Genomic DNA, 15460 nt, shown 5'->3' on the forward strand with positions numbered 1-15460 from the left:
GCCGCATGGCTCGATCCGCGACCCGCCGTCGTCCCGCGCCCGCCCGCACCGAGGAGGGGGTCAACCCCAAGGCCCCCTGCCCGTGCGGGTCCGGCCGCCGGTACAAGCACTGCCACGGCTCGGGCTACGCGCCGCCGGTGACCCGCCCGTTCGAGGGCCTGCCCGGCGAGCCGGACTGGGTGGCGCTGCGCGAGCTGGTGCCCGCCGCCACCGCGCCGCTGAGGACCGCCGACGGTCGCGACGTCACCCTCGCCAGCGTGCTGCCCGGCGGGGCGCCGGCGCTGGTGCGCAGCAGCGGCGAGATCCTGCTCGGGGTCCAGCTCACGGCCTCCTCCGACGACGTCAGCCGCGACCTCGGCACGGCCCTGGCCGCCGCGCTGGAGGCACCGGCCGGCGCGCCGGTCGACCCGGGTCCCATCGGCGCCGCCGGCTCCTCCGGGCCGCGGCTGCAGGAGCTGCTCGACCTGTCCGCGCCGCTCGAGGTGACCGTGCACGAGGACTTCGGCTTCTGGCTGGAGGGCACCGACGCGGGTCCGGCCGCCCGGGCCGGTCTGCAGCAGGCCAACGAGGCGGTGCTGCCCACCGAGCGGCTCGACGGCCTGGGCGCGGCGTACTGGGTGCGCCCGGGTAACGAGCGGGCGCACCTGCGCTGGGTGCGGCCCGAGGCCGAGGAGCCGCTGCTCGACGCGCTGGCCCGGCTCTCCGCGGCCGAGCAGCTCCTGCTCGGCGAGGGGACCCGCTACGCCGGCGCGTTCCGGGCGCACGGGCTGGTCGTGCCGGTGTGGGACCTGCCCGCCGACACCCCCGCGCAGGACTGGAACGGCCCGGCGGCCGAGTTCGGCACCCGGCTGGAGGAGGCGCTGGCCGCGACCGGCCCGCTGACCGCCGACGAGCGCCGCGCCCGCGCCGGCCTGCTCTCCCGTCAGGTCACGCTGCGCTGACCCGCCGGCGCCCGGGTAGTCCTCGCGCACGGTCGTGCTCTGGTCCGCATTGTGGGCAGAGCACGACCGTCCGCGGGACCACCGGGTCGGGTCCCCCTTCGTGCTCTGGTCCGCATGGTGGGCAGAGCACGACTGCGCTCGGGACACCTCCCCGGGGGAGGGGCGTCCTGTGCTCAGAGCGAGCGGATCAGGTGCCGGAAGAAGACCGCACCCCGGTGCAGGGCGGCGACGGTGATCCGCTCGTCGGCGGCGTGCAGCGCGTCGAGCTCGGCCCGCGAGAGGTCGAAGGGCATGAACCGGTAGACGCTGTCGCTGATCTGCGCGAAGTGCCGGGCGTCGCTGGCCTGCACCATGAGGTACGGCGCCACGGCCGCCTCCGGGTACACCGCCCGCACCGCGGCGCCGAGCGCTGCGTAGGCGTCGTTGTCGGTCCGCGACACCGGTGAGGGGTCGGTGCCCGAGAGCACGCGCACCTCGACCGAGGGGTCGGCGACCACCCGGCGCAGCCGCTCGACGGTCGACTGCACCGTCTCGCCCAGCGCGATGCGCACGTTCAGGTGCGCCCGCGCCCGGGTGGCCAGCACGTTGCGCGCGCCGCTGCCCTCCAGCTCGGTGACCGCCACGGTCGTGCGCACCAGCGCGTTGGCCTCCCGGCTCGCGCGCGCCAGCGCCCGCGCCAGCAGTGGCCGCAGCGCGCCGGCGTGCGCGAACAGCGCCCGGTGCGGACCCGCGGCGTGCCGGCCGGCGGCATCGACCATCCCCAGCACGACGTCGTGCAACCGCGGCGGAAAGGGTGCGGCGTCCAGCCGGAGGACGGCGCGCGCGAGACGGGCGGGCGCGCCGCCCCGGGTCGGCGAGGACGCGTGCCCGCCCGGGTCGGTGGTGAGCAGCTCGCAGTCGAGCAGGCCCTTCTCGGCCAGTCCGACGACGGCGATCTGCCCGGCGACGCCGGGGAAGGCACCGGTCACCACGGCGCCGCCCTCGTCGACCACCGCCCACGGCACGATGCCCCGGTCGCGGAACGCCTGCACGGCCAGCTCCGCGCCGACGCCGAGGACCTCCTCGTCGTTGCCGGAGAAGACGTACACGTCGCGCGCCGGGGTGTGGCCGGCCGCGGCCAGCGACTCGACCGCCTCGAGGACAGCCACCAGCGAGCCCTTGTCGTCGATGGCGCCGCGGCCGTGCACGCAGCCGTCCTCGATCGCGCCGGAGAACGGGTCGCGGGTCCAGGCCTGGCCGGTGACCGGGACGACGTCGTGGTGCGCCATGAGCACCAGCGGCGGCCGGTCGGTGCCGCTGCGCCAGCGGTAGAGCAGCGCCCCGTCGCCGAGGACCTCGCGATCGAGCACCCGGTGCGTGTGCGGGTACAGCTCGGCCAGCCGGTCCCGAAACCGCCCGAAGGCGGCGGCGTCGACCTGCGCGGGGTCGCGCGAGGAGACGGTCGGGATCCGGATGAGCTCGGCGAGGCGGGCCGCGGCGGCGTCGGCGTCCAGGCCCGTGTCGTCCGCGGGCGGGACCGGGTCCTCGACGGGACGGAACCGGGCGACCCGGCGCGCGGCCGTGACCGCGACCGCGGCCGCGCAGCCGGCGACGGCCGGCGCGATCCTCACGCCACCTCCCGCACGCCCGCGGCCTCCGGCCGGTCGGAGAACGCCAGCCGCGGCACGAACACCAGCGACAGCGCGGCCAGCCACGCCGTCGCCCCGCAGACCACCCACACCGTGACGTAGCCCGCCAGGGAGCCTGCGGTGCCCACCGACCCGGCGGCCAGGGCGACGGCGAACACGGCGGAGGCGAAGCTCCCGCCCAGCACCTTGGTCGTGTTGGTCAGCCCGGTGGCGACGCCGGTGCGCCCGGGCGGTGCCGCCGCGGCGGCCGCGGCCGGCAGCGCCGCGACCAGCGCGCCGGAGCCGAGGCCCGCGACCACCATCGCCCCGAGGACCTGCGGCAGCGTGTCGTGCAGCGGCACGAGCAACAGGTAGCCGAGGCCGGTGAGCCCGGCCGCGCCGATGAGCGTGACCCGCGGGGTGGTCAGCTGCGAGACCCGCGAGAACTGGCTGGCGCCCACCAGCATCGACACCACGTAGCCGCCGATGACGATCGACACCTCGCTCGTCGACAGGCCCAGGCCGTAGCCGTAGACCTCGGGGTCGGTGCGGGCGAACGTCGACAGCGGGCCCTGGGCGCCGAGCACGCTGACGCCGAAGAGCCCGGCGGTGAGCTGCACCGGCCACATGCTGGGGGAGCGCAGCACCCGGAAGTCGACCAGCGGGTCGTCGCGGCGCAGCTCGTACCGCACGAACGGCACGACCAGCAGCACGCCGAGCGCGGTCACCAGCCAGGGCCACGGCTCGGCGGCACCGTTGACCCGGACGAACGTCAGCCCGCCGGTGATGACCAGCAGGACGACGGTGAGCAGGGCGACGCCGGTGACGTCGACGTCCCCGCCCTCGCGCTCGGTGCTCTCCGGCACGCGGGTCAGCACGACGAGGCAGACGCCGACGACGAGCAGGCCGGGCACGAGCAGCACCAGCCAGAACCGCCCGGCCAGGGCGTCGCCGACCTGCCCGCCGCCGAGGGCGCCCACGATCGCGCCGGCCTGGAGCGCCGCGACGATCATGCCGGTGGCCCGGCGGGTGCTCGCCGCCGCGTCGGGCCGGCCGCGCGACCGGGAGTGGATGAGCGCGACCTGCAGCGGCAGCCAGGCGGAGTAGACGCCCTGCACCGCCCAGGCGACGAGGAAGACGCCGAAGTCCTGCGCGAACGCCAGGGCCACCGTCGCCGCCGCGGTCACCGCCGCCGAGACCAGCAGCATCCGGCGGTGGCCGTGCAGGTCGCCGAGCTTGGCCAGCACCGGCACCGCGATCGCCGAGAGCATCAGCTGGGCGGCCTCGAGCCAGTTGACGTCGGCGTCGTTGATGTCGAGGTACCGGGCGACGTCGGTGAGCAGCGGGACGTAGTAGCCCTGCAGCACGCCGCTGGTGAACTCGACGAAGACCAGCCAGCCGACCAGGCCGCCGCCGAGCCCCGCGATGCGGCCGGCGCGCCGCCCGGTCCCGGTGCCCGTGCCGGTCACTCGGCCGGGTCGCGCCAGACGGGGCAGGACATGCAGCGCGGCCCGCCGCGGCCGCTGCCCAGCTCGGAGCCCGCGATCCGCACCACCTCGATGCCGGCCGCCTCGAGCGCCGCGTTGGTCACCGTGTTGCGCTCGTAGGCCACCGCCAGCCGCGGCGCCAGGGCGAGGGTGTTGTTGCCGTCGTCCCACTGCTCGCGCTCGGCGGTGACCGGGTCCAGGCCGGTGTCGATGACGCGCAGCCGGTCGATGCCCATGGCCTCGGCGGCCGCGACCACGAACGGCTGCGGCCCGCGCACGGCGAGGTCGACGGTGTCGGCGTCGTCGGGGAGCTGCTCGCCGGCGGTCACCGTCCAGGCGACCAGCGAGTCGGCCACCGCCGGGTACATGACCATCGCGTCGACGTCGACCATCGTGGCGATCGTGTCCAGGTGCATCGTCGCCCGCTCCTGCGCGATGGGGACCACGAGCACGGTGTGCGCCAGGCCGCGGGCGAACACCCGGCGGGCCAGCCGCTCCGCGCCGCCCGGCGTCGTCCGCTCCCCGACGCCCACGGCCAGCACCCCGGGTGCCAACAGCAGGACGTCACCGCCCTCGAGGTGCTCGAGCGAGGCGTCGTAGAGCTGGCCGCTGCCGGCGAAGCGCGGGTGGTGGGTGGCGATCGCGCGCAGGATCGTGCTCTCCCGGTGCCGCGCCGGCATCGCCAGCGAGGTGATGGCCACCTGGTCGCCGACCCACACCGAGGAGTCACGGGTGAACAGCAGGTTGGGCAGCGGCGGGACGACGAAGTCCGACCGGTCCATCAGCTGGTAGGCCAGGCCGCGGCCGCCGCGCAGCTCGTCGTGGGCCAGCCCGCCCATGAGGGTGCCGGCCAGCTCCTCGGGCGGGAGGTCGGCGAGGTGGGCGGTCGCCGCGTCCTTGAGGGTGGCGCCCAGCCGGGGGTCGTCGACGGCGGCGGCGATCAGTTCCGCACGTGCCTCGGCGTCGTCGAGCACCTCGGCCAGCAGCCGGCCCAGGTACAGCACCTCGACGCCGCGGCCGGTGAGCGCCTCGGCGAACGCGTCGTGCTCCTCCTGAGCGCGCGCCACCCACGGGACGCCGTCGAACAGCAGCTGGTCGTTGTTGCGCGGGGTGAGCCGGCGCAGCTCGGCGCCGGGACGGTGCAGGATCACCGTCCGCAGCGGGCCGACCTCGCTCGTCACGCCCAGGGACGCGGGGGCCGTGGCGTTCACGGGGACAGAGGCTGGCACAGTGGCCGGACGGCCGACGGTCCGGGTCGCCCCGGTCACTCGGTCGATCGACCCCAGGAGGAACCGCGTGGACCTGTTCGACCTCACCGGGAAGGTCGCCGTCGTCACCGGCGGCACCCGCGGCATCGGCCTGATGATGGCGCGCGGGCTGCTGCAGGCCGGGGCGTCGGTCTACGTCAGCTCCCGCAAGCCCGAGGCCGGGGAGCAGGCGGTGGCCGAGCTGTCGGCGTTCGGCCGGGTGGAGTCGATCCCCGCCGACGTCAGCACCGAGGCCGAGTGCGTGCGCCTGGCGGAGGAGGTCGGCCGCCGCGAGGAGCGGGTGCACGTGCTGGTCAACAACGCCGGTGCCACCTGGGGCGAGCCGTTCGAGACCTACCCCGCCGCGGCGTGGGACAAGGTGCTCGACCTCAACGTCAAGGCGCCGTTCTTCCTGACCCGCGCGATGGTCCCGCTGCTGGAGGCCGCCGCCACCGACGACGACCCGGCCCGCGTGGTCAACGTCGGCAGCATCGACGGGCTGCAGGTGCCGGTGCTGCCCACCTACGCGTACTCGTCGAGCAAGGCCGCGGTGCACCAGCTCACCCGCCACCTCGCCAAGGAGCTCGGGCCGCGCCGGATCACCGTCAACGCCGTCGCCCCGGGGCCCTTCGAGTCGAAGATGATGGCCGCCACCCTGGCCGCGCGCGGCGCCGAGATCGCCGCCAGCTCGCCGCTGGGCCGCATCGGCCGCCCCGACGACATGGCCGGCGTCGTCGTCTACCTGTCCAGCCGGGCCGGCGCGTACGTCACCGGCGCCGTCATCCCCGTCGACGGCGGCCGCGCCACGACCAGGTGACCCGCTAAGCGGGACGCTCCTGCACCGGCGGCTCGACGGCGGGCCGCCGGGACGGCGCGGACCGGCGGCGCCGGGGCGGGCGGTGCGCCTCCTCGGCCGGCACCCGGGCCAGGTGCGACTCGGCCAGTGCCACCTGGTGCGGCGAGCCCACCCGGCGGCCCTGCTCGCGGGCGCCGGCCCACCAGTCGCGGGCGGCCACGGTGTCGCCGGTGGCCTCGGCGATCCGGCCGAGCAGCTCGTCGTAGGCGCCCAGGCTGAACGCCGGCGTCCCGAGGACCGCCTGACGGCCGCGGAAGGGCAGCAGCGCGACGGTGGCCATGGTGACCTCGGGCTCGTCGCCGAGGTGCAGCGCGGTCTCGGCCTGCAACAGCACCGCCACGTCGCTGGCCCAGTCGCGGATCTGGGTACGCCCCCACCGCGCGCGCAGCCGGCGGGCCTCGGCCAGGTCCCCGGACTCCGCGGCGGCCAGCACCGCCATGAGCTGCAGCAGCGGGTTGCCCTCGTCGCCGGTCTCGACGAGGAGGTCGATCGCCTCCGGCAGCCGCCCGTCGCCGCGGCGCAGCGCGAACTGGTGCGCGGCGTAGGCGTGCCGGGAGTGCGGCGTCACCTTCCGGTAGAGCTCGTGCGCCTCCGTGGTCAGCTCCTCGGCGCGGGCGGCGTCGCCGGCCAGCCAGGCCGCGCCGGCCTGCTGCCACAACACGTGCGGGCGCACCTCGGGCCCCGACAGGGAGAACGCCAGCCGTCGCCCGGCCTCCAGGTCGGCCTCGAAGCCGGCCCGGTCGGTGAGGTGCAGCCGGATCGCGGCCCGGTGCAGCCGGGCGTAGAACTCGGTGCGCCGCGGCAGCCCGCGCCCGGCGAGCGCCAGCGCCTCGTCGGTGGCCGCCAGCCGCAGCTCCGCCGCCCCCGGGCGCCCCCAGACCGCCAGCGAGTAGTTGTTGAGCACCCGGCCCAGCAGCTCGGGGTCGCCGACGCCGCGCGCCAGGGCCACCGCCCGCTCGGCGTACCGCACCCCGCGCTGCAGGTCCTCGCTGAAGGCCAGCTCCACGCCGAGGGTGCCCAGCAGCCGCGCGGTCAGCCGGTCGCGCTCGGCGTCGGTCGCCTCGGGCGCGATCTCGTCGCCGTGCTCGAGCAGGTCCTCCAGCAGCGCGACCATCTCGGTGTCGACGACGCCGTGCGGCCGCCAGTTCCACAGGGTCACCGAGCCCCAGACGGCGGCCGACTCCAGCATGCAGCGCCGGTCGCCGAGCTCGCGGGCCAGCGCGAGGGCCTCGCCGACCACCTCGTGCGCCTCGGTGCGCTGCCCGCTGCGCAGCAGGTCGTTGCCCAGCGCGGTGAGCAGGTCGTGCCGGGTCCGGGTGGCGCCGGGCGCGGCCGGGTCCAGCAGCCGCAGCGCCCGCCGGGTGCGCATGGCCGCCTCGCCGTCGGCCAGCCGGGCGCGGGCCACCTCCGCCGCGGCGGTCGACCACCGCAGCCCGGGCTCGGGACCGGCCACCGGCGCGGCCTCGACGAAGTGGTGGGCCAGCCGCTCGACCAGTGCGTCGTCGGCCCGGCCGCCGGTCACCCGCTGCTCCAGTGCCGCTCCCAGCCGGGCGTGCAGCTGCGCCCGGCGCAGCGCCGGCAGGTCGTCGGCGAGCACCTCCTGCACCAGGGCGTGGGTGAACCGCCAGCTCCAGGGCGCCGACCCCTCGCCGACCAGCCCGGCGGCCGTGGCGGCGTCCAGGGCGGCGAGCGCGGCCTCGGCCTCCTCCCCGGCGGCCCGGAGCAGGTCGAGGGTCACCTCGCGCCCCGCGACGGCGGCCAGCTCCAGCACCGGGCGGGCGCCGGCGGGCAGCCGGGCCAGCCGGGTGCGCAGCACCTCGCCCACCGACGGCGGGACCGGCACCCGGTCCAGGCGCAGGTCGCGGGCGCCGCGCATCCAGCGGGTGAGCTCGACGACGAAGAACGGGTTGCCCGCGGTGCGGTCGTGCACCGTGGCGGCCAGGCCGGGGTCGCCGACCCGCCCGAGCTGGCTGGCCAGCAGCGACCCGACGTCGTCGGCGGTCAGGCCGTCGAGGGTGATCGTGACCGCCGCCGGCTCCCGGGCCAGCCGGGCCAGGCAGTCGGCGACCGCCTCGGGCAGGTCCTCCCCGACGCTGCGCACCGTGACCACGACCAGCAGCGGCACCCGGGGGAGGTGGCGGGCGAGCAGACCGAGCAGCTGCACCGAGGTCTCGTCGGCGCCCTGCAGGTCGTCGAGGACGACGAGCACCGGGCGGGCCCCGGCGGCGGTGACCAGGCGGTGGCGCACGTCCTGGAACAGCCGGAAGCGCGCGGCGTCGGCGTCGGTCTCACCGTCGTCGGCGACCGGGGCCGGCGGCTCCTGGCCCAGCTGCTCGAACACCTGCGTCCACGGCCACAGCGCCGGGGCGCCGGCGTCGTCGGCGCAGCGGCTCTCCGCCACCGCCCAGCCGGCGTCCCGGCTCATGGCGGCGACCGCCTCGGCCAGCCGGGTCTTGCCGATGCCGGCCTCGCCGGCGAGCACGACGACGGCCGGACGCCCGGCCGCGGCCCGCTCGGCGACCGTCCGCAGCCGGGCCAGCTCGTCGCGGCGGCCGACCAGCGACTCGTCGGCGGGAGCGGCCAGCGGGGCCGGCTGCGGCGGGGCCGGCGGGACCACCGACAGCGCGGGGCGGGGCGCACGGCGGGCCAGCGCGGGGTCCTGGCGGAGGACCCGGCGCTCGAGCTCGCGCAGCTCCGGGCCGGGGTCGATGCCCAGCTCCTCGCGCAGCAGCTCGGTGCAGCGGCGCAGCGCGTCCAGGGCGTCGGCCTGCCGGTCGGCGGAGTAGAGCGCGGTCACCAGCCGGGCCCACAGCCGCTCGCGCAGCGGGTGCTCCTCGACCAGGCGCTGCAGGTCGGTGACCGCGGCGTCGGCCCGGCCGGTGGCCAGCAGCGCGTCGCACCGGCGTTCGCGGGCGCGCACGTGCAGCTCGGTCAGTCGGTGCCGGTCGGCCGCGCCCGGGCCGTCGCCGAGCTCGGGCAGCGGCTCGCCGCGCCACAGCTCCAGCGCGCGGTCGAGGACGGCCACCGCGGCGGCCGGGTCGGTGTCGGCGGCGCGGTCGCCCTCCTCGACCAGCCGGGCGAACCGCAGGCTGTCGAGGTCGTCGGCGTCGACGGCGATCCGGTAGCCCGGAACCCGGGTGAGCAGCACCGTCGCCGGCTCGCGCGGGCCGCGCTCGGGCTCGAGCACGCGCCGCAGGTGGGAGACGTAGGCCTGCAGGGTGCCGGTGACGGTGGGCGGCGGCTCGTCGCCCCACAGCGTCTCGACGATGCGGTCGACGGCGACCACCCGCCCGGCCTCGGCGAGCAGCAGGGCCAGCAGGGCGCGGGGCTTGGCGCCGCCGACGTCGACCGGCCGGCCATCGGAGCCCGTGACCTCGAGGGGCCCGAGGACGCGGTACCGCACGAGGCCGGATCCTCCCAGGTCCGGGGCCGGATGGGGAGGGGTTTCCGCGCGGCGCGACCCGGGCGGCCGGGGATGCGAGACGTGCAAGTCCTCTCCAAGTGACCGCCAAGGCCGCGTCGTCAGGGTCTGCGCCGTCAACCGATGCCCGACCGACCCTGCCCGAGGTGGCCCTCCATGACCCTGACCGTCCCCTCCACCCTCGACGTCGACGACCTCCGCCTGGAGGTCCGCGGACCGGTGCTCGCCGCCGGCGACGACGGCCTGGCCGCCGAGGTCGCCACCTGGAACACCGCGGTCACCCACACGCCCGCGGTCGCGGTCGGGGCGGTCTGCGCGGCCGACGTCGTCGCCGCGGTCCGGTTCGCCACCGCCCACGGCCTGCCGGTCGCCGTCCAGGCCACCGGCCACGGGCCGGTGCGCAACGCCGACGGCGCGGTGCTGGTCACCACCTCGCGGATGCAGGGCGTGCGGATCGACCCGGTGCAGCGCACCGCCCGCGTCGAGGCCGGCGTGAAGTGGGCGACGGTGCTCGCCGCCGCCGCCGAGCACGGGCTGGTCGGGCTGTGCGGCTCGTCGTCCGACGTCGGCGTGGTCGGCTACACCCTCGGCGGCGGCCTCGGCCCGCTCGGCCGCCGGTTCGGCTTCGCCGCCGACTCGGTGACCGCCGTCGAGATCGTCACCGCCGACGGCGAGCTGCGCACCGTCACCGCCGAGTCCGACCCCGAGCTGTTCTGGGCCGTCCGCGGCGGCAAGGGCACCCTCGGCGTGGTCACGGCCCTGGAGTTCCGGCTGTACGCCGTGCCCGCGCTCGTGGGCGGTGGCTTCTTCTTCGCCGGGCGCGACGCCGCCGCGGTGCTGCACGCCTACCGCACGTGGGCGCCGACCCTGCCGGAGGAGGCCAGCTCGTCGGTCGCCGTCCTGCGCATGCCGCCCCTGGAGGAGCTGCCCCCGCCGCTGCGCGGCCAGACCGTGGTGCACCTGCGCTTCCTGTACGCCGGCGACGACCCGGAGGCCGCCGCCGCGCTGGTCGCGCCGATGCAGGCCGTCGGCGAGGTGCTCCTCGGCGGGGTCGGGCCGCTGCCGCCCACCGCGCTCGACGCGGTGCACATGGACCCGACCGAGCCGATGCCCGCCTGGGAGAAGGGCGCGCTGCTCGCCGACCTGACCGAGGAGACCGTCGACGCGCTGCTCGCCGCCGCCGGGCCGGAGGTGCACGTGCCGCTGGTGATGGTGGAGGTCCGCCAGCTCGGCGGTGCTCTGGGCCGTCCGGCGCCCGTCCCGAACGCGGTCACCGGGCGGCACGCCGCCTGGTCGGTGTTCGTGGTCGCGCCGATGGTGCCCGAGCTCGCCGAGGTCGTGCCGCACGTGGGCCGGGGCGTGCTGGCCGCGCTGGCGCCGTGGACCGCGACCGGCGCGCTGGTCAACTTCCTCGGCGACGTCGAGGGACCCGGCGAGGTGCTGGCCGCGTGGGACGAGCAGGACGGTGAGCGGCTGCTGGCCGTCAAGCGCTCGGTGGACCCCGGCGACGTCTTCTCCGGCGGTCACGCGCTGCGGGTCTCCGGTGCCTGAGTCCCCGCGGTTGCCCCGCTCCCTGCGACGGCGGTCGGGGACGCCACCGGCCGTGCCCCCGCCGGGCTGGGCCCCGTCCCCCGACCGGCCGCTCTCCGCGTGCCCCGACCCGGCCGAGGACTCTGCCGAGGAGTCGGCTAGTCGGGGAGCAGAACCCCCGGATTGCAGATCCCACGGGGGTCGAGTCGCTGCTTGACCGACCGCAGCACCTCGACGCCGAGCGGGCCGACCTCGCGCTCCAGCCAGGGGCGGTGGTCGGCCCCGACGGCGTGGTGGTGGGTCAGCGTGCCACCGGCGGCCAGCAGCGCGTCGGTGGCCGCCCGCTTGGCCGCCAGCCACTGCTGCAGCGGCAGGCCGTCGTCGCGGTCGGCCAGCACGGTGACGTAGAGCGAGGCGCCGGTGGCGTAGCCGTGGGAGACGTGGCTCATCACCAGCGGCTGCCGCTCACCGCGGCCGAGCGAGGCGCGCAGCGCCGCGCGGACGGCGTCGTACACCGCCGGCAGCGCGGTCCAGGTGGCGGCCGTCTCCAGCGTCTCCACCAGCAGCCCGGCGTCCATCAGCCGGTCGCGCAGGTAGGGCGCGGCGTAGCGGTGCCGCCGCCACGACTCGCCGACCCGCCGGCCGATCCGTGCCGCGCCGTGCTCGCGCAGCACCGGCACCGCCGCGCGCCGGCGGGCCCGGACCAGCGGCGGGAGCCCCTCCCAGCCGACGACGAGCAGGCAGCCGTCGGCGCGCCCGCGGGCCCGGAGCGACCCGCGCAGCAGCCGGGCCCCGGCGCCGTCGGCGTTGAGCAGGGTGGCGCGGGTCTCGTCGGGGTCGGAGAGCCGGACGACGTCGGGCAGCAGGTCGTGCCGCGCAAGCCGCTGCAGGCCCGCCAGCCCGGCGGCCCAGGTGCGGAACGACCAGCCCTCGTAGACGGCGGCCCGCGGCGCCGGCCGCACCCGCAGCCGCAGCCCGGTGACGACGCCGAGGGTCCCCTCCGAGCCCAGCGCCAGGCCCAGCAGGTCCGGTCCCGCGGCCGACGCCGGCGGGTGCCCGAGCTCGAGCACGCCCGACGGCGTGGCCAGCGTCAGCCCGGCCACCAGGTCGGCGAAGCGCCCCACGCCGGTGGAGGCCTGCCCGGCGGAGCGGGTGGCCGCGTAGCCGCCGAGGGTGGCGAACTCCCAGCTCTGCGGCAGGTGACCGAGGGTCAGGCCGTGCCCGGCCAGCGCCGCCTCCAGCGCCGGACCGCGCATCCCCGCGCCCGCGGTGACCAGCGAGGACGCGACGTCCACGTCGGTCAGCGACGCCATGCGCGCGAGGTCCAGGGACAGCGAGGGCCGGTCGTCGGGGTCGACGCCGGCCAGCCCGCCGACGACGCTCGTCCCGCCGCCGAACGGGACGACCACGACGTCGCGCTCGCTGCACAGCGCCAGCAGCGCCGCGGTCTGCTCGGTGCTGCCGGGCAGGACGACGGCGTCGGGGGCGCCCGCGGCGTCCCCCGCGCGCCGGCGCAGCAGGTCCAGGTAGCTCTTGCCGCCGGCCCGGCGCAGCCGGGCGTCGCGGTCGGTGCGCACGTGCTCCTCGCCGAGCAGGTCCACCAGGGCCGCGCGGACGTCGTCCGGCAGGCGGGAGGGCGCGAGCCGGATCTCGTCGACGGGGACCGGCGGCGTGGGGCGGGGGGTCCAGCCCAGCTCCCTGGCCAGGTGACGGCGGGCGGCCCGGGGGAGCGCGGCGGCGGGGTCGGGCTCGGTCCCGCCCTCGGATGAGCTGCCGGGTCCCCACCCCTGGACGGTCAGTTCCGGCTGCTCGGACACGGCTACAGTCTGCCGGTGCCCCGGCCGGGACCCGTTCCGTGACCCGCTCACCGGCACGTGGTCCCGACCTCACCGCGGCCCGCCGCGCGGCCGACCTCGAGGCGCTGACCGGCGGGGACGTCGACGTCGTGGTCGTCGGCGGCGGCGTGACCGGCGCGGGCGTCGCGCTCGACGCCGCCGTCCGGGGCCTGTCGGTGGTGCTGCTCGAGGGGGCCGACCTCGCTGCGGGGACCAGCCGCTGGTCGAGCAAGCTCGTGCACGGCGGGCTGCGCTACCTCGCGCACGGCGAGCTCGGGCTGGCGCGGGAGAGCGCGCGCGAGCGCGCCGTCCTCGCGCGGACCACCGCGCCGCACCTGGTGCGGCCGCTGCCCTTCCTGGTGCCCGACGCCGCCGGGCGGGACGTGAGCGCGGTCGGGGCGCTGGGCGGGCGGCTCGGCGACGCGGTGCGCGTCTCGGTGCGCGGCGGCCGCGGCTCGCTGCCGGGCACCCGCCGGGTGGGCGCGGCCGAGGCCGCCCGGCTGGTGCCGGCGCTGCGCCCGGGCCGCGGCGGCGCGGTGTTCTGGGACGGGCAGCTCGCCGACGACGCCCGGCTGGTCGTGGCGCTGGCCCGCACCGCGGCCGCGCACGGCGCCCGGGTGCTGACCGGCGCCCGGGTGGTCGCCGTCGACGGGCGCGACGTGCACGCCGTCGTCGACGGGGAGCCGGTGACGGTGCGGGCGGGCGCCGTCGTCAACGCCACCGGCGTGTGGGCGCAGGCCCTGGCACCCGGGATCCGGCTGGCGCCCTCCCGCGGCTCGCACCTGGTCGTGCGGGCCGGCCGGCTCGGGGACCCGGCCGCCGCCCTCACCGTGCCGCTGCCCGGGTCGCGGACGCGGTACGTGTTCGCGCTGCCGCAGCCGGGCGGTCTGGTGTACCTGGGCCTCACCGACGAACCGGTGCCCGGCCCGGTCCCCGACGACGACCCGCTGCCGAGCGACGCCGAGGTGGCGCAGCCGCTCGGGACGGTGAACCGGGTGCTGACGGTGCCGCTCAGCCGCGACGACGTCGTCGGGTCCTTCGCCGGGCTGCGGCCGCTGGTGCTGCCGGAGTCGGCGGGGCGGGGGCCCGCCGACGCCACCGCGGACCTCTCCCGCCGGCACCTGCTGCGGTGGGACGGACCGGTCCTGTCCGTCGTCGGCGGCAAGCTCACCACCTACCGGGCGATGGCCGAGCAGGCGGTGGACGACGTGGTCGCCCGCCTCGGCCAGGGCGCCCGCCGCTCGCGCACCGCCGCGCTGCCGCTGGTCGGCGCGGCACCGCCGGCCGAACTCGCCCGGGTGCGGGCGCCCGGGCGGCTGGTCGCCCGCTACGGCACCGAGGCGCCGCGGGTGGCCGCCCTGGGCGCCGACCCGGTGGTCGCCGGCCGCCCGGAGACGGTGGGGGAGCTGCGCTTCGGGGTGCGGGCCGAGGGGGCGCGGAGCGTGGCCGACCTGCTCGACCGGCGGGTGCGGCTGGGCCTGGTGCCGGCCGACCGCGAGCCCGCCGTGGCCGTCGCCGAGGCGGTCCTCGCCGACGAGGCATAGGAAGCGATCCGCACGTTCCCGGCGTCGAGACGTGCGGATCGCTTCCTATGCCTGCTTTCTCAGCAGATGGGAAGCAGGTTCCGGTGCATGGGACGGCGGGCCAGGATGCGGGGGTGGACACCTACACCCACGGGCACGCCGAGCCGGTCCTGCAGTCGCACCGGTGGCGGACCGCGGAGAACTCCGCCGGCTACCTGCTGCCGCACCTGCGCCCGGGACTGGACCTGCTCGACGTCGGCTGCGGCCCCGGCACGATCACCGTCGACCTGGCCCGCCGGGTGGCGCCGGGCCGGGTGACCGGGGTCGACCTCGCGGCGGATCCGCTCGGCGAGGCCCGGGACCTCGCCGAGCGGGCGGGCGTCGCGGTGACCTTCGCCGTCGGCGACGTCTACGCCCTCGACCTGCCCGACGACGCCGTCGACGTCGTGCACGCCCACCAGGTGCTGCAGCACCTCACCGACCCGGTGGCGGCGCTGCGCGAGATGGCCCGGGTCTGCCGACCCAGCGGGCTGCTCGCCGTGCGGGACGTCGACTACGCGACCGTCGTCTGGCACCCGGCCGACGCCGGGCTGGACCGCTGGCTGGAGCTCTACTCCGCCGTCGCGCGGGCCAACGGCGCCGAGCCCGACGCCGGCCGGCGCCTGGTGGCCTGGGCGCACGCGGCCGGCCTGCGCGACCTCACCGCCACCGCGTCGGCCTGGTGCTACGCGTCCCCGGCCGAGCGGGAGTGGTGGGGCCGCTCCTGGGCCGGCCGGGCGACGGCGTCGGCGTTCGCCGAGCAGGCGCTGTCCTACGGCCTGGCCACGCGGGACGAGCTCGGCGAGCTGGCCGCCGCGTGGCTGCGCTGGGCCGCGGCGGACGACGGGTGGCTCGCCATGCTGCACGGCGAGCTGCTCGTCCGCGTCTGACCCCGCCCGGGGCGGGGGGGGGGGGGGGGGGGGGGGGGGGGGGGGGGGGGGGGGGGGGGGGGGGGGGGGGGGGGGGGGGGGGGG

Annotated in this window: 10 protein-coding genes; 5 read left to right on the forward strand and 5 right to left on the reverse strand. The window is 77.8% G+C overall.

Features of this window, described 5'->3' with window-relative positions:
• The first annotated feature begins 5 nt into the window (after positions 1-5).
• The gene (locus ACI78U_RS20100) at positions 6-941 is read left to right on the forward strand and encodes a DUF5926 family protein (RefSeq protein WP_456877160.1); all 936 of its coding nucleotides are present in this window, start codon (positions 6-8) and stop codon (positions 939-941) included.
• Between the two features lie 173 nt (positions 942-1114).
• On the opposite strand, the gene ACI78U_RS20105 is transcribed toward ACI78U_RS20100, so the two are convergent.
• The 3 genes from ACI78U_RS20105 to ACI78U_RS20115 are packed head-to-tail and all read right to left on the reverse strand — an operon-like array spanning position 1115 to position 5246.
• Positions 1115-2551 carry a M20/M25/M40 family metallo-hydrolase gene (locus tag ACI78U_RS20105; protein WP_456877161.1) on the reverse strand — a complete coding sequence of 479 codons (1437 nt, stop codon included), beginning with the start codon at positions 2549-2551 and terminating at the stop codon, positions 1115-1117.
• A complete protein-coding gene (locus tag ACI78U_RS20110) occupies positions 2548-4017 on the reverse strand; it encodes an MFS transporter (RefSeq protein ID WP_456877162.1) in 1470 nt (489 codons plus the stop codon). Before ACI78U_RS20110 ends, ACI78U_RS20105 begins: the two co-directional genes overlap by 4 nt.
• Positions 4014-5246, reverse strand: coding sequence for an arginine deiminase (locus tag ACI78U_RS20115; RefSeq protein WP_456877163.1), 1233 nt, complete (start codon positions 5244-5246; stop codon positions 4014-4016). Before ACI78U_RS20115 ends, ACI78U_RS20110 begins: the two co-directional genes overlap by 4 nt.
• 85 nt (positions 5247-5331) lie before the next feature.
• On the opposite strand from ACI78U_RS20115, the gene ACI78U_RS20120 reads away from it, so the two are divergent.
• Positions 5332-6099, forward strand: coding sequence for an SDR family oxidoreductase (locus ACI78U_RS20120; RefSeq protein ID WP_456877164.1), 768 nt, complete (start codon positions 5332-5334; stop codon positions 6097-6099).
• Between the two features lie 4 nt (positions 6100-6103).
• On the opposite strand, the gene ACI78U_RS20125 is transcribed toward ACI78U_RS20120, so the two are convergent.
• A complete protein-coding gene (locus ACI78U_RS20125) occupies positions 6104-9541 on the reverse strand; it encodes a BTAD domain-containing putative transcriptional regulator (protein WP_456877165.1) in 3438 nt (1145 codons plus the stop codon).
• A gap of 174 nt (positions 9542-9715) precedes the next feature.
• Here ACI78U_RS20125 and ACI78U_RS20130 point away from each other — a divergent pair, with 174 nt between their 5' ends.
• Positions 9716-11110 carry an FAD-binding oxidoreductase gene (locus tag ACI78U_RS20130; protein ID WP_456877166.1) on the forward strand — a complete coding sequence of 465 codons (1395 nt, stop codon included), beginning with the start codon at positions 9716-9718 and terminating at the stop codon, positions 11108-11110.
• A gap of 137 nt (positions 11111-11247) precedes the next feature.
• Here ACI78U_RS20130 and ACI78U_RS20135 read toward each other — a convergent pair whose 3' ends face one another.
• Complete coding sequence (locus ACI78U_RS20135) at positions 11248-12906, reverse strand: FAD-binding oxidoreductase (RefSeq protein ID WP_456877167.1); 1659 nt, start codon at positions 12904-12906, stop codon at positions 11248-11250.
• A 38-nt stretch (positions 12907-12944) separates the two neighbouring features.
• On the opposite strand from ACI78U_RS20135, the gene ACI78U_RS20140 reads away from it, so the two are divergent.
• Complete coding sequence (locus ACI78U_RS20140; protein ID WP_456877168.1) at positions 12945-14468, forward strand: glycerol-3-phosphate dehydrogenase/oxidase; 1524 nt, start codon at positions 12945-12947, stop codon at positions 14466-14468.
• A 113-nt stretch (positions 14469-14581) separates the two neighbouring features.
• Positions 14582-15376 (forward strand): methyltransferase domain-containing protein, encoded by a 795-nt coding sequence (locus tag ACI78U_RS20145; RefSeq protein ID WP_456877169.1) that lies wholly within the window; start codon positions 14582-14584, stop codon positions 15374-15376.
• Positions 15377-15460 lie beyond the last annotated feature (84 nt).

It is taken from the genome of Geodermatophilus sp. SYSU D00710, assembly GCF_054050195.1.

Coding starts and splice junctions, on each gene's coding strand:
- ACI78U_RS20130 (WP_456877166.1), top strand. CDS start 9,716: ATGACCCTGACCGTCCCCTCCACCCTCGACGTCGACGACCTCCGCCTG.
- ACI78U_RS20100 (WP_456877160.1), top strand. CDS start 6: ATGGCTCGATCCGCGACCCGCCGTCGTCCCGCGCCCGCCCGCACCGAG.